Origin of the sequence: Rhodopseudomonas sp. NSM (assembly GCF_052445935.1) — a bacterium.
In the GTDB taxonomy this organism is placed as follows: domain Bacteria; phylum Pseudomonadota; class Alphaproteobacteria; order Rhizobiales; family Xanthobacteraceae; genus Rhodopseudomonas.
This window is the reverse complement of sequence record NZ_JBQTCH010000002.1, coordinates 86,897-101,366: the sequence shown is the minus strand read 5'-3', so window position 1 is coordinate 101,366 and position 14,470 is coordinate 86,897. Positions and strand designations below refer to the sequence as shown.

The 14,470-nt window shown below is 66.2% G+C and carries 13 protein-coding genes; 4 read left to right on the top strand and 9 right to left on the bottom strand.

Going from position 1 to position 14,470, the window contains the following annotated elements; all coding sequences use genetic code 11:
* Window positions 1-29 precede the first annotated feature (29 nt).
* The 3 genes from ACTZWT_RS04695 to ACTZWT_RS04685 form a co-directional block, all read right to left on the bottom strand.
* Window positions 30-347 (bottom strand): septum formation initiator family protein, encoded by a 318-nt coding sequence (locus ACTZWT_RS04695; RefSeq protein ID WP_322517082.1) that lies wholly within the window; start codon window positions 345-347, stop codon window positions 30-32.
* Between the two features lie 54 nt (window positions 348-401).
* Complete coding sequence (locus ACTZWT_RS04690) at window positions 402-959, bottom strand: NADPH-dependent FMN reductase (RefSeq protein ID WP_444768559.1); 558 nt, start codon at window positions 957-959, stop codon at window positions 402-404.
* Between the two features lie 119 nt (window positions 960-1,078).
* Window positions 1,079-2,224 carry a CaiB/BaiF CoA transferase family protein gene (locus ACTZWT_RS04685; RefSeq protein ID WP_444768558.1) on the bottom strand — a complete coding sequence of 382 codons (1,146 nt, stop codon included), beginning with the start codon at window positions 2,222-2,224 and terminating at the stop codon, window positions 1,079-1,081.
* Between the two features lie 103 nt (window positions 2,225-2,327).
* Between ACTZWT_RS04685 and ACTZWT_RS04680 the strand changes: the two genes are divergently transcribed.
* The gene (locus ACTZWT_RS04680) at window positions 2,328-2,939 is read left to right on the top strand and encodes a LysE family translocator (protein ID WP_444769199.1); all 612 of its coding nucleotides are present in this window, start codon (window positions 2,328-2,330) and stop codon (window positions 2,937-2,939) included.
* 4 nt (window positions 2,940-2,943) lie between these two features.
* On the opposite strand, the gene ACTZWT_RS04675 is transcribed toward ACTZWT_RS04680, so the two are convergent.
* From ACTZWT_RS04675 to eno, 3 genes are all read right to left on the bottom strand, one after another.
* Complete coding sequence (locus tag ACTZWT_RS04675) at window positions 2,944-3,747, bottom strand: hypothetical protein (RefSeq protein WP_444768557.1); 804 nt, start codon at window positions 3,745-3,747, stop codon at window positions 2,944-2,946.
* An 82-nt stretch (window positions 3,748-3,829) separates the two neighbouring features.
* Window positions 3,830-4,966, bottom strand: coding sequence for a zinc-binding dehydrogenase (locus ACTZWT_RS04670; RefSeq protein WP_444768556.1), 1,137 nt, complete (start codon window positions 4,964-4,966; stop codon window positions 3,830-3,832).
* Window positions 4,967-5,079: 113 nt separating this feature from the next.
* Complete coding sequence (gene eno / locus ACTZWT_RS04665) at window positions 5,080-6,363, bottom strand: phosphopyruvate hydratase (RefSeq protein WP_444768555.1); 1,284 nt, start codon at window positions 6,361-6,363, stop codon at window positions 5,080-5,082.
* A 132-nt stretch (window positions 6,364-6,495) separates the two neighbouring features.
* On the opposite strand from eno, the gene queF reads away from it, so the two are divergent.
* The 3 genes from queF to mdoH all read left to right on the top strand — a co-directional run bounded on the left by queF (window position 6,496) and on the right by mdoH (window position 10,752).
* Entirely contained in the window at window positions 6,496-6,972 is a 477-nt protein-coding gene (gene queF, locus ACTZWT_RS04660; RefSeq protein WP_444768554.1) for a preQ(1) synthase, read from the top strand.
* Between the two features lie 112 nt (window positions 6,973-7,084).
* Window positions 7,085-8,596 carry a glucan biosynthesis protein G gene (locus tag ACTZWT_RS04655; RefSeq protein ID WP_444768553.1) on the top strand — a complete coding sequence of 504 codons (1,512 nt, stop codon included), beginning with the start codon at window positions 7,085-7,087 and terminating at the stop codon, window positions 8,594-8,596.
* A complete protein-coding gene (gene mdoH / locus ACTZWT_RS04650) occupies window positions 8,584-10,752 on the top strand; it encodes a glucans biosynthesis glucosyltransferase MdoH (RefSeq protein ID WP_444768552.1) in 2,169 nt (722 codons plus the stop codon). Before ACTZWT_RS04655 ends, mdoH begins: the two co-directional genes overlap by 13 nt.
* Window positions 10,753-10,821: 69 nt before the next feature.
* Here mdoH and ACTZWT_RS04645 read toward each other — a convergent pair whose 3' ends face one another.
* From ACTZWT_RS04645 to ACTZWT_RS04635, 3 genes are all read right to left on the bottom strand, one after another.
* The gene (locus ACTZWT_RS04645) at window positions 10,822-12,342 is read right to left on the bottom strand and encodes a L,D-transpeptidase (protein WP_444768551.1); all 1,521 of its coding nucleotides are present in this window, start codon (window positions 12,340-12,342) and stop codon (window positions 10,822-10,824) included.
* Between the two features lie 374 nt (window positions 12,343-12,716).
* Window positions 12,717-13,580: a 3-deoxy-8-phosphooctulonate synthase gene (gene kdsA / locus ACTZWT_RS04640; protein WP_444768550.1), complete on the bottom strand. Its 864-nt coding sequence runs from the start codon at window positions 13,578-13,580 to the stop codon at window positions 12,717-12,719.
* Complete coding sequence (locus ACTZWT_RS04635) at window positions 13,577-14,446, bottom strand: VOC family protein (protein WP_444768549.1); 870 nt, start codon at window positions 14,444-14,446, stop codon at window positions 13,577-13,579. The genes kdsA and ACTZWT_RS04635 overlap by 4 nt, the downstream gene beginning before the upstream one ends.
* Window positions 14,447-14,470 lie beyond the last annotated feature (24 nt).

Sequence of the window (14,470 nt, the reverse complement as noted above, 5' to 3'; positions counted from 1 at the left end):
CGTTTGTGCGGGTTTTTGGAATATGCGGATCACCGTTGCGGATTCATCCGCACCAGATCGGCCGGATTGGCGAAGTCCAGCTGATAGCGCACGCGCTCGTCGAGCATGTCCGGGTCGAGGCGATCCGACCGCAGCAGCGCCACGCGCTTTTCGCCTTCGGCGCGCTCATGCTTCAGCCGCACCAGTTCGGAGGTCAGCGCGATGATCTCCTGGTCGAGCTCCTGCTGCGCGGTCAGCCCGTAGCGCCCCGTATAGGCGTTGATGCCGAAATACGCGATCACCGCCGCGGCGATCGCGTAGAGCGCGACCCCGGCGAGGATCGATTTGAGGCGGCTGCGGGTGACCATGGAGCGACCATGCGACAGCGCGGTTAATGCAGCGCTAACGATGGCGCCTGCCGTTTATTTGTGCTGCTGCGCCACCCATGCGGCGAACGCATCGATGTAGGTCTGCAGGAAGTCTCGCAGCGGTTCTTTGACGAGCTCGCCGGCCTCGTCGAAGGCGTCGCCGATGCCTCCGATATAGGCCTCCGGCTGCTGCAGCACCGGCATATTGAGGAAGGTCAGGCACTGCCGCAGATGGTGGTTGGCGCCGAACGCCCCGATGGCGCCCGGCGAATTGGAGACGACGCCGGCGGGCTTCCCATCGAACGCGCTCTTGCCGTAAGGCCGCGAGCCGACGTCGACCGCGTTCTTCAGGACGCCCGGAATCGAGCGATTGTACTCCGGCGTGACGAACAGCACGGCGTCCGACGCCTTGATCTTGTCGCGGAATGCGATCCAGTCGGCCGGTGCGCTGGCCTCCAGATCCTGATTGTAGAACGACAGATCGTGCAGCGTGACGATCTCAGGCTTCAGCGTCGCGGGCGCGAGCTTGGCCAGCGCCTCCCCGAGGCGAAGTGAAAAGCCATTGCTGCGCAGGCTGCCGATAATGACAGCGACGCGATACGGAGCGGCCATAGGCGAAAATCCTGGAGGTTCGGGGAAAGGAGCGGTCAGGTTGGCATGACCCTAACGCGCCGGCGGTGTCGTGGACATTACACGACACCGCGCGCGCGCTGTGCTGACGAAGTTTTGATCTACTCCGCAGCGTCCGCGCGACCGGCCAAAACCTCGTCGTTGTGCGCGCCGAGCTTCGGCGTGTTCTGCACGGGGTGTGGACGCTCGCCGTCGAACATGATCGGCAGGCCAGCCACCTTGAGTCCGCTTCCGGGCATTGTCCGCAGCATGTCGGCGGACGCGAGCTGTTTGGTGGCGGCGAGCTCCGGAATATCGTTGACGGGACTCACCGGCACGCCAGCGCGTTTGAGTGCGCTCAGCCATTCGGCCGCGCTGCGCGTCGTCAGCACCGGCTGCATCAGCGCGATCAGTTCAACCCGATGCGCACTGCGGTCCTGAACCCGGGCGAAGCGTTCGTCGGTGATCCATTCCGGATGGCCGAGCACTTCCGCACATCTCGCGAACAGCCGGTCATTGCCGGCGGCAATGACGATCGGCCGGTCGGCGGTCTCGAACACCTGATACGGCGCCAGCGTCGCGCTCGCTGTGCCGTGACGCGTGGGCGCCTCGCCGTCGAGCAGGAAATTGTTGAGCTGGATGTCGACCCAAGCAACCGCGGTATCGAACAGGGAAGTGTCGACCACTCCGCCTTTACCGGTGACATGGCGCTGCTGCAGCGCTGCGAGCGCGCCGATCACGCACCATTGTGCGGTGGCGCGGTCGTTGATCGCGGGTGCGCAGAACGTCGGCGGATCCCCCTCCGATCCGGTCAGCGACATCACCCCGCCATAGGCCTGCAGCAGCGGATCGAAGCCCGGCTCGCGGCTCAATGGCCCGGTCTTGCCGAACGCCCAGACCGAGCAATAGATCAGCCGCGGATTGATCGCACACATCACGTCCGGCCCGATGCCGCAATCCGCGACCACGCCCGAGCGCAGATTCTGGATCAGGATGTCGGCATCCTTCACCAGTTCCTTCAGCCTCGCGACATCGTCCGGATTCTTGATGTCGAGCGTCACCGACCGCTTGTTGCGGTTGAAGGTGTGAAACAGCAGCGAATCGCCGTCGATGAAGGGCGGGCCCCAGTGCCGGGCGTCGTCGCCGCCATCATGCTTCTCGATCTTGATCACGTCGGCGCCCATGTCGCCGAGGATCATGCCGGCCATCGGCCCTGCGATCGCCTGAGCGATCTCGATCACCTTCAGGCCGGCGAGCGGTCCACCCATCTGTTGCTCCGTTGCGATAGACATGCCGGGTTTGGCGCGGCACTGTTTCCGTGCCGAGACGCAAATTGCAAGTCCATCTCAACAGTGGGACCCTGCCATGACGATCAGTGCCGAATTCCTCATCACCTCGTTGATCGTGGTGGCCTCGCCCGGCACGGGCGCGCTGTACACGATCGCGGCCGGGCTTTCGCGCGGATCGCGGGCCAGCCTGATCGCCGCCTTCGGCTCGACGCTCGGGATCGTCCCGCACATGGCGGCGGCGATCGTGGGGCTCGCCGCCCTGCTCCACACCAGCGCGGTCGCGTTCCAGACCTTCAAATATCTCGGGGTGGCCTATCTGCTCTACATGGCGTGGAAGACGCTCGGCGAGCGCGGCCCGCTGAGTGTCGAGGCGGAGGTCGGGGCGCGCTCGGCGCTGCAGATGACCGTGACCGGCGTGCTGATCAACATCCTCAACCCGAAGCTGTCGATCTTCTTCCTCGCCTTCCTGCCGCAGTTCGTCTCGGCCGATGAGGCACATCCGCTCGGCCGCATGGTCGAACTGAGTGCCATCTTCATGCTGATGACATTCGTCGTATTCGCGATCTACGGCCTGTTCGCTTCCTGGCTGCGCGACCACGTCGTGACGCGGCCCAAAGTGCTGACCTGGATGCGCCGCAGCTTCGCGGCCGCCTTTGTCGCCCTCGGCGCCAAGCTGGCGACCGCGGAGCGCTGAGGCGTCAGGTCCGCGCGCGGATTTCGTTGAGCAGGAAGTTGCCGATCCGCTTGCCGCGATTGCGCAGCACCTTGAGCAGCCCCTGATCGACGAAGTAGGTCAGCAGGATGCTGTCGCGGGTCTCTACCCGGTCGTGCACCGGGTCCGCGGAGTGCCAGGTGTCGTCGCCGACGGCAAACGCGTAGCCGGAGTTCGGCGCGAACTTCATCTGCCGCGCCTTCGGCATCGAGCCGTCGGGCAGCACATTGTGGAAGATCGTGCCGATGTCGGTGTTGGCTTCATCCTTCGGCAGATACAGCTGCACGGTGATGCCCTTCCAATGGGTGTCGGTGTGCGGCGTGATCCGGTAGCCGGGAATATCGCGGGTCAGGATCGGAATCGGAAACATCCCGACATCATTGAATTGCGGCCCGAACCGCTTTTCCAGCGCCGGCGCGAGCTTGCGGCGGAACGCGTTCTTCACCGGCTCCGAGCACAGCGCGTCGCCGACCACCTTCCAGATCGAACGCTGCTGCGGCGGCAGGTGGCGTATGTACTCCGGGAACAGGTCGATCTTCACCCGCGTGTGGGTGCCGTCGGCGAGATCGTTGCCTTTGCTGCGGCCGTGCATCGGCCGGTAGTCGGTGTTGCGCGGCAGCGCGGCGAGCATCGCCGCGTACACGGCGGCCGGGAATATCCCCATGAATTCGAGATGGTAGAACGGCTCCATAACCACCGCCGCAGCATCGATCGCGCCGACGATGTGATTGACCAAGCCCGTGGTCGCCTCCTCCAGCTCCGACGGACGCCGCTCGACTACCTGATCCATGTCAATTCCCCCTGCCCGCCGCTGCCTGCGACTGATTTTCGCCCGCAGCAAGCGGTGGGACAATTCGCCGCGATCGCGGCAATTATTTGTTCGGCGCGATCAGGAATTTTTCCCCGGTCGATCGCTTGTTGTAGACCGTGATCGCCTCGAGCGAGAGCGCCTCCTGCAGCGACACCACCTGCGTGTAGTGGCTGGCGAAGGTGGTCTTGATCTCGGCGGCGACACGCGCGCGCAGCCTTCCTGCATCCGCCGCGCCGATCTTCTGCAGGAACGGAAACAGCAGCCAGCCGCCGACCGCCCAGATCATGCCGAAATTGCGAACGATCTCGGTCGGCCGCGTATCCAGCCCGCCGTAGATATAGACCTGCTTCAAAACGTTCGAACCGTAGCGGCTGTAGGGGCCGCTCGACGTCCTGTTGATCGCCGCTTCCATGCAGGTCAGGATCTGCCCTGCGAGCCTCCCGCCACCGATCGCATCGAAGGCGATGGTGGCGCCGGTCGTCTCCAGCGCTTGCGTCAGTTCGGCCATGAAATCCGGCGAGGTCGAATCGACCACATATTTCGCGCCGATGTCGCGCAGCAGCTTGGCCTGCGCCTCGCTGCGCACGATATTAACCAGATCGATTCCATCTTTCAGGCAGATCCGGTTCAGCATCTGTCCGAGATTCGACGCCGCCGCGGTGTGGACCAGCGCCTTGTGGCCTTCGCGCCGCATCGTCTCGACCATGCCGAGCGCGGTCAGCGGATTGACGAAGCAGGACGCGCCCTCGGCGGCCGTGGTCCCGTCGGCCAGTTGCAGGCAGTCGACCGCCTTCATGACGCGGTACTGCGCGTACATCGCGCCGCCGATCATCGCCACGGTCTTGCCGAGCAGCGCCTGCGCCGCGGCCGAGCCGCCCGCCTTGATCACGGTGCCGGCGCCCTCGTTGCCGACCGGCATCGCCTCGTCCAGCCGCCCGGCCATCGCCTTCATCGCCGCGTCCGGCACCCGCGCTTTGATCACCGGAGCGTCCGGCGTACCGGACGCCTTGGCGGTCGACATGTCGGCGGCGCCGAACAGCAGGCCGAGGTCGGACGGGTTGATCGGCGTCGCCTCGATCCGGACCACAACCTCGTCGTCACCGGGCTCCGGGATGTCGACCGGCACCAGCGACACTTCGAGTTCGCCGCTCGCCTTGATCAGCGAACGCAGTTGCAGTCCGGTGGTGGCCTCGGTCACGCGTCTTCTCCCTGCTTGTTATCAGCGCGGCCGCACAGTGCTGCAGCCGCGCCCAGGGATCAAGACGATGCGGTCGCGTCAGCGATCACATCTCGCTCCAGCGGACGCAAGGTTCAGCGGAGAGCCTTCAACGCGGCCTTGCCGGCGAAATGCGCCTGGGTACCGAGTTCCTGCTCGATCCGCAGCAACTGGTTGTACTTCGAGGTGCGGTCGGCGCGCGCCAGCGAACCGGTCTTGATCTGCCCGCAATTGGTCGCGACCGCGAGGTCGGCGATGGTCGAATCTTCAGTCTCGCCGGAGCGATGCGACATCACCGCGGTGTAGCCGGCCTTGTGCGCCATCTCGACCGCCGCCAGCGTCTCGGTCAACGTGCCGATCTGGTTGACCTTGATCAGGATCGAATTGGCGTAGCCATTCTTGATGCCGTCGTACAGCCGCGTGACGTTGGTGACGAACAGATCGTCGCCGACCAGCTGGCACTTGTCGCCGATCAGGCCGGTGATCGCTTTCCAGCCTTCGATGTCGTCTTCTGCCATGCCGTCCTCGATCGACACGATCGGATAGCGCGCCGCCAGATCGGCCAGATACTTGGCCTGTTCCTGCGGGCCGAGGCTCCTCCCCTCCGCTTCATAGACGTACTTGCCGTCCTTGAAGAACTCGGTGGCGGCCGGGTCGAGCGCGATCATCACGTCCTCGCCGGCCTTGTAGCCGGCCTTGCCGATCGCGGCCATGACGAAGTCCAGCGCGGCATCGGCCGAGGGCAGATTCGGCGCAAAGCCGCCCTCGTCGCCGACATTGGTGTTGTGGCCGGCCTTCTTCAACTCGCCCTTGAGCGTGTGGAAGATTTCCGAGCCGCAGCGCAGTGCTTCGCTGAAGCTCGCCGCGCCCACCGGCATGATCATGAATTCCTGGAAGTCGATTGGATTGTCGGCATGCGCGCCGCCGTTGATGATGTTCATCATCGGCACCGGCAGCGTCCGCGCCGAGGTGCCGCCGACATAGCGATACAGCGGCAGATCATACGACGAAGCCGCCGCCTTGGCCGCGGCGAGCGAGACGCCAAGGATGGCGTTGGCGCCGAGCCGGCTCTTGTTGGGGGTGCCGTCGAGCTCGATCATGGTCTGGTCGATCTGCACCTGCTGCTCGGCGTCCATGCCGCCGAGCGCGTCGAACAGCTCGCCATTGACCGCCTCGACCGCCTTGAGCACGCCCTTGCCGAGATAGCGGGCCTTGTCGCCGTCGCGCAGCTCCACCGCTTCGTGGGCGCCCGTCGAGGCCCCGGACGGCACCGCGGCGCGGCCGACCGAGCCGTCCTCCAGCACGACATCGACCTCGACGGTCGGGTTGCCGCGGCTGTCGAGAATTTCGCGGCCGATGATGTCGACGATGGCGGTCATGGATGCCTCACTGGGGATTGACGGGGGACAAGGTTTGCGCCGCTTCTACAGCATGGTTTCCGGGCCGAAAAGGCCGTCGCACGGATGACGCGCGGGTGACGAAAGGCTAAGACGGCGGCAACGGAGACCTCCATGTCCAGATCGCCCCGCAAAACCCCGAAATCCGCCGGCCTGCAGCTCGGCCGCGCCGTCGCCTGGCCGGCCACGCCGGACGAAGCCCAGCTCGACCGCGTCCCCAATCCGCAGGCCGGCACCGATTATCTGGTTCGCTTCACCGCGCCGGAGTTCACCTCGCTGTGCCCGGTGACCGGGCAGCCGGACTTCGCCCATCTGGTGATCGACTACGCGCCCGGGGCGTGGCTGGTGGAGTCGAAATCGCTGAAGCTGTACCTCGCCAGCTTCCGCAATCATGGTGGCTTTCACGAAGACTGTACGGTGTCGATCGGCAAGCGCATCGTTGCCGCCATCAAGCCGAAATGGCTCCGCATCGGCGGCTACTGGTATCCGCGCGGCGGAATTCCGATCGACGTGTTCTGGCAGACCGGAAAACTGCCAAAGGGAATGTGGGTGCCCGACCAGGGCGTTCCGCCATACCGCGGGCGCGGTTGAGTTGCCGCAGCTGCCGCCTCAGCATCAAACCAATCAAGCTTAAAAGTCGAAGGGAACTCCATCGGGCCGGGAACGTTGCTTTGGAACTTTCCTCGACCAGCGGAGTGGCACATTGAATCGGCGGCAAGTTCTGACGGGCCTTGCGGCGATTCCGTTGTTACAATCTCAGGCCGGCGCATCGGCAGCTCAGGCGGCGGACAAGCCTCAGGCGTTCGATCCCTCGGTCGTGCGACAGCAAGCGCGAGAACTGGCGGGAAAACCGTATCAGGCGCCCGACAGCAAGCTGCCCTCGCCGCTGGCGGAAATCGATTATGACGCTTATCGCGCGATCCGGTTCAATCCGGAGCGCTCTTTGTGGCGTGCCGACCAGCTCCCGTTCCAGGTTCAGTTCTTTCACCGCGGCTTCTTGTACAAGAACCGGGTGACGATCTTCGAGGTTGCGGACGGACAGGCCAGGCCGATTCCCTATCGCTCCGATGACTTCTCGTTCGGCGATACGCCTCCACCGGCTTCGGACGTCGAGCTTGGTTTCGCCGGCTTCCGGATCCACACGCGGCTCAATTCGCCGGACTACTTCGACGAGCTCTGCGTGTTCCTCGGGGCGACCTATTTTCGGGCGGTCGCGAAGGGCCAACATTACGGCCTATCCGCACGCGGCCTTTCCGTCGACACGGGGCAAAGCGGCGGCGAGGAATTTCCGCTGTTCAAGACCTTCTGGCTCGAACGCCCCTCGCAGGATGCGTCGTCGATCGTCGTACACGCGTTGCTCGACAGCAAGAGCGTCGCTGCCGCGTACCGCTTCACCATCCGTCCGGGCGCGACCACCGTGTTCGATGTCGAGACGGCGCTCTATCCGCGAACCGACCTGCAGCATCCCGGGCTCGCGCCAATGACGAGCATGTTCTTCTTTGGCCCGAACGACCCCAGCGATGTACCCGACTTTCGTCCGGCGGTGCACGATTCCAACGGCGTTGCGATCTTCAACGGCCGCGGCGAGCAGCTGTGGCGACCATTGTGCAATCCGCGCGATCTGCAGATCAGTTCGTTTGCCGATCAAAATCCACGCGGGTTCGGCCTGATGCAGCGGGAACGCGAGTTCTCGGCCTATCAGGATCTGGAATCGCGCTTCGAGCAGCGTCCGAGCCTTTGGGCCGAGCCTATCGGCGACTGGGGCGAAGGCGCGGTCAAGTTGATCGAAATCCCGACAAAGGAAGAAATCCACGACAATATCGCCGCATTCTGGGAGCCGAAGGGCCCACTCAGAGCCAAGGGCGAGCATATCTATACGTACCGTCTGCACTGGGGCCCCGACACGCCCAAACCTTCGTCGCTGGCACGGATATCGCGGACCGGCATCAGCATGCGCAGCGATGCGGACCGGCTGTTCGTGCTCGACGTCACGGGCGAGCAGCTCAAGGGGCTGGATGCCGGATCAGTCCGCGGCATCGTGTCGGCTGACAAAGGTGAGATCCGCAACGTCGTCACCCAGCCCAACCCACTGACCGGGGGGTGGCGCCTCAGCTTCAACCTGATCAGCAATCAGCCTCCGGTCGAGTTGCGGGCGTTCTTGAAGGCGGGCGACCAAGCGCTGTCCGAGGTCTGGGTCTATCGATGGACGATGTGATCCGGCCGATATCGGTCGACCGGGCCCATCCGACCGGGCGGTCGCGCGATCCCCTGCCCGCCGAGGCGCCGCTGGCGATGCCGGAGCAGTCCTTCGCAGAAGCGCCGCCCCGCATGATTGATCGGTCGACAGCCGCAAACTCCGGTGGGTGGCGTCGGCTACTGATCATGCTGGGCACGGCCGCGCTCAGCTATGCCGGCATCGATGAGATGTACCAGGTTCTGAAGGTCGGCGGCGTGACCATCCTCGAAGGCTTGGTACTGGTTCTGTTCGCCGCTCTGTTCGCGTGGGTGGCGCTTTCTTTCGTCTCTGCGCTGGCCGGGTTCACGACTTTGCTGCGCGGATGGCGCGACGATCTGGATCTCGCAACGGACGGCCCGTTGCCGGCGCTGACGTCGAGAGTGGCGATGCTGCTGCCGACCTACAACGAAGATCCGCAGACGGTGCTGGCGCGGCTGCAGGCAACGCGAGAGTCGACGGATGCGACCGGCTCCGGCGCGCAGTTCGACTGGTACATCCTCAGCGATACCACCGACCCCGCCGTCTGGGCGCAGGAAGAGAAGTGCTTTCTCGCGCTGATGGCGGCCGGCGACCGGCTGTTCTACCGCCACCGCGCCGACAATCACGCCCGCAAATCCGGCAATATCGAGGACTGGGTCAAGCGCTTCGGCGCCGGCTACGATTTCATGGTCATTCTCGACGCCGACAGCGTCATGACCGGCGACGCCCTGGTGCGGCTCGCGGCGGCCATGGAGCGACATCCGGACGTCGGCCTGATCCAGACCCTGCCGGTCGTGGTCAACGCGCGAACGCTGTTCGCGCGGCTGCAGCAGTTTGCGGGCCGGATGTACGGCCCGATGATCGCGGCCGGCGTGGCGTGGTGGCACGGTTCGGAAAGTAACTACTGGGGCCACAACGCGATCATCCGGGTGGCGGCGTTCGCCGCCAGCACCGGCCTGCCGAACCTGCCCGGGCGCAAGCCGTTCGGCGGCAGCATTCTCAGCCACGACTTCGTCGAAGCGGCATTGTTGCGTCGCGCCGGTTGGCGCCTCCACATGGCGCCGACGCTGCGCGGCAGCTACGAAGAGGTGCCGCCCACGATGCTGGATTTCGCCGCGCGCGACCGGCGCTGGTGCCAGGGCAATCTCCAGCACGCTGCGATCCTGCCGGCCCGCGGCCTGCACTGGGTGTCGCGGCTGCACTTCCTCACCGGGATCGGCGCCTACATCACTGCGCCGATGTGGCTGGCTTTTCTGGTCGCCGGCATCCTGATCTCGCTGCAGGCCCAATATGTGCGGCCCGAATACTTCCCGAAGGACTTCTCGCTGTTTCCGGTCTGGCCGGCGCAGGACCCGATCCGCGCCGCCTGGGTGTTCGCCGCCACGATGGGACTGCTGCTGCTTCCGAAGCTGCTGGCGCTGCTGCTCGTGCTGATCCGGCGCGACACGCGGGTGGGTTTCGGCGGCGGCTTCCGCGCGTTCGCGGGCCTGATGTTCGAAACCCTGTTGTCGGGCCTGACCGCGCCGGTGATGATGATCTTCCAGTCCACCGCGGTCGGCCAGATCGTGATGGGCCAGGATTCCGGCTGGCAGCTCCAGCATCGCGGCGACGGCTCGATCCCGCTGCGCGACGTCGCCCGCCGCTATGCATTGCCGACGCTGATCGGCGTCGCCATGGCGACGAGCGCATTGCTGGTGTCGTGGCCGCTGTTCTGGTGGATGACCCCGGTGATCCTCGGCCTCGTTCTCGCGATCCCGGTGGCGCTGCTCACCAATCGCCCCACCTCGGCGCGGCCTGCGCTGCTGGCGACGCCTGAGGACCTTGCCGCGCCGCCGATCCTCGGCCGCGTTCGCGATATCGCCGCGATGCTGCCACCGTCCGGGAGCGACCAAGACCCGCTGCTTGCGCTGCGCAGCGACCGCGGGCTGCTCGACCTCCACCTTGCCGGCCTCGCCCGCCAGCCGGCTCGCCCGCGCGGCCGCATCGACCCCAATCTCGCCCTCGCCCGCGCCATGGTCGCGGACGCCGAGACGATCGACGAGCTGGTGAGCTGGCTCAGCAATCCGGAAAAGCGCGCCCTGATGGGTGACACGGACCTGCTCCTCCGCGTCGTGGCGCTGCCTGCATCGCCTGCGGAGAGCTGCGGGTCGCGCTGACCGCGCGGCACCCGGCCGGGGTGCCGCGGTCGAACCACGGACCCTGCCTCGCCCGGCGCCTGATGCTTGTTACCAGCTCCAGCCCGGCATCTGTTGCGGCGGGTAGGCGCGACCGCCGCGCTGCTGGCGATAGTTTCTAGGCTGCGGCTCCGGGCCGCGCTGGAAGAAGAAGCCGAACCCGCCGTCGTCCCAGCCGTCGTCGCCATCGGCCACAACGACAGCGGGGGTCGGCTTGCGGGTGATGAAGCCGCCCTGCGGATGGTCTTTCAGGACCGCGACGAACTCGGTCCGATAGTTTGTCTCGGCGCTCAGCGGTTCGTCCGAGATGACGATCGAGCTGCGCGGCAGCGCCGTCGGTCCGACCCGGTCCAGCACCTCCTGCGGAATGGTGATGCGGTCGAGCGCCGCCTTGGCGCCGTCGCCATCGTCGATCGTCACGGCGCTCCAGCGCAGCCCGGCGCCGTCGCGCGCCATCGCGGTGAAGACATGCGTGCCAATCGGCCGGTCGGGATCGCGGATGGTGACCGGAACCTCGATGCTCGCATCGAACACTTCGCCGCCGCCATCGGGCGCTGGCTTATGGGTGTTGCGGCGGACGTAGAGCTTCTGCGTCTCGCGGCTGATGTAGATCGACACCGGCTCCTGCGCGAGGCTGGCGTCGCTCGCCAGCCTGACGGCCTCGGTCTTGTTGAGATCCGCTGCCTTGGCCGCGTCCTTCGCGGCCGCCGCCGCAGCCCGCTTCGACTCAGCGTCGGCCCTGGCGGCGTCGAGCTGCGCCGACGTCTCGGTCGCGGTCTGCGACGCCTTTCGCTGCCGCTCTTCCGCCCGCGCTCTCGCCTCGTCGGTCTTCGCGGCGGCGAGCGCCTTGTCGGCGGATCTCAAAGCGGCATCGGCACGGGACTTGAGCTTCTCCAGCTTGCGCAGCGAAGCCGCCAGCGGTGCCGCCTCCTTCGCCGCAGCCGATGCGGCCTTCTTCGCCTCGGCGGCGATGCGCGTGGCGTCCTCGGCCTCGCGGGCCAGCGTCTCGGCGCGCGCCGGCACGGTCGAGACCGCTTGCGCGTTCGGCACCAGCAGCGCCGGATGCGAAATTTCCACGGGTGCCGCGTCCTGCGGCGAGACGATCACCCGCATCCCGATCCGCGTCCTGTCGAACAGCTTCTCGGCAAAACCATAGGGCATCCGCACGCAGCCGTGCGAGGCGGCGTAGCCAGGCAGCGGACCGCCATGCAGCGCGATGCCGTTCCAGGTGATGCGCTGCATGTGCGGCATCCAGGCATCGTCGTACATGCTGGAGCGGTGGTCCCGGTTCTTCTCGAGGATCGCGAACACGCCCGCCGGCGTCTCCCGCCCGGTGGTGCCGGTCGAGACCGGCGCGCGCAGAATCCAGCCGTTGGCATCGTACAGCGTGACCTGCTGCGACTTGATCGAGATGATCGCCATGATCGGCTCGCCGGCTGGCCGCGGCGCCACTGCTTCGACCGGTGCCGGTTTGGCGCGTTGTTTTGCCGCCGCGCCGTCTGTCAGGAACGCCGGGGCGACGATCGCGGCCACCGCGCCCGAAGCCCCGATGATAAGACGGCGCAACCTCATGGCGTGTCGCCCGGTCTTCAATCCATCCACCACGCGGTCTCCGCTTGAAATGATGATCGCAGCGCTATCGCCGGGAAACTGGTTCTCAACATGACGAGACCCATTTTTTAAAGGCGGCGACCGATTTCGTCAGAAAGCTGATCCATTCTAACGGCGATTCTTGCTTTCCCGACAGCCGGCAGGATGCCTCACGCAGGTTCCGGCCGGTCGCTCGCATCCGCCGGCTGCCGCGGTCGCAACACCACGGCCAGGATCGCCCCCAGCGCCAGCATCGAGCGCCCACGTCGACAGCCTCGCTGCAAAGCGCGACAGTGCGATGATGCTCAGCGTCGGCGGCAGGTCCGGCCGGACGCCGGCGCCGTCGCCTTGCGGCATCAGATCGTTCCGGCCCCGGGGCGCCGCTTGGCGAGCGCGTCGAACTCCATCAGCGTGCGCAGCAAGCTCTCGAAGTCGCGTAGCGGCACCATGTTGGGGCCGTCGGATGGCGCGTGATCCGGATCGGGATGGGTTTCGATGAATACGCCGGCGACGCCGACCGCGACCGCGGCGCGCGCCAGCACCGGCACGAATTCGCGTTCGCCGCCCGAGGAGGTGCCCTTGCCGCCCGGCTGCTGCACCGAATGCGTGGCGTCGAAGATCACCGGGGCGCCGGTGGTCCTCGCCATGATCGGCAGCGCGCGCATGTCGGAGACCAGCGTGTTGTAGCCGAACGACACCCCGCGCTCGGTCACCAGCACCTTCGGATTGCCGGCGCTGGTGATCTTGGCGACGACGTTGCCCATGTCCCACGGCGCCAGAAATTGCCCCTTCTTGACGTTGACGATCCTGCCGGTCGCAGCCGCCGCCAGCAGCAGATCGGTCTGCCGGCACAGGAAGGCCGGAATCTGCAGGATGTCCACCGCCTCCGCGGCGCGGGCGCATTGCCCGGCCTCGTGCACGTCGGTGAGCACGGGAAGCCCGATGCTGTCGCGAATCTCGGCGAAGATCGGCAGCGCGCCTTCGAGGCCGATGCCGCGTGCGCTCGCCGCGCTGGTGCGGTTGGCCTTGTCGAACGACGTCTTGTAGACGATGCCGATGCCGAGACGCTTGCCGATCTCCTTGAGTGCCGCGGCGACCTCGAGCGCGTGCGCGCGGCTCTCGAGCTGGCACGGTCCCGCGATCACCGACAGCGGCAGCGCGTTGCCGAATTTGACGTTGCCCGCGGCGACGACGGGCGCGGGCGCAATGCTCTTGTTCAACGGACCATTCCTTGTTCGAAGATCAGCGTCGCGCCGCACAGATCCGGCACGACCAGCCGGTCGATGTGACGCGCCGCGCCGATCCCGTTCTGCTGCAGCAGGCGTTCAACCATGGCCAGCTCCTCCGCGGCAATCCGCAATCCGGCGAAACGCGCGCCGCCGGCGTCAGCCGTAACGGCGACGCCGTATTGATCGCGGAACGACACCGGCTCGACGATGTCGATGTCGCCGCGTTCGGTCTGCGCAGTCACACCGATCGACGACGCGTGCAGATCGCGCAAGCCGGTGAAGCCGCTGAGGAAGATATGGTGATCGGTCGGGTTGTCGGCGACCATCACCACCGCCTTTGCCGCAACTGCGCCGTTGGCGTGGATCTGGAACGACGGATTCCAGAAATTCTCGGGATGATGATGCTGGCACACCGCGAAGCCCGCGTCCGGCGATAGCGGATCGCGCGCGAAGGCCAGCGAAAATCCGAGCTTGACCACGCTGCCGTCGGGGCGGCGCCCTTCCCGGCCGAAGCTGAACACCGCGCCCGCGCCGAACCCGGCAGCGGCGTAGCCGCGCGCGTCCGACTCGGCATCGCGGCTGGCGAGCAGCAACATCGAGAACCCCTCGCGCCGGGCGAGATAGTCGCGCTGGAAGGCACCGAAGGAAAACGCATCCGCGCGGTGCGGCTCGATCTTGTCGGGTTCGGCGACGGTGAGGATCTCGACGAAGAATCCGTCGATCTGCACGATGCGGTTGTGCGTGCCGAAGGGGTGGACGTTGCGCGCGCCGACTGTGAAGCCGAGCCGCCGATACGTCTCGGCTGCGGCGTCGAGATCGCGCACCGCATGAACGATATGGTCGAGGCCGCCGGGCATCAGGACAAGGCTTTCATCATCGCG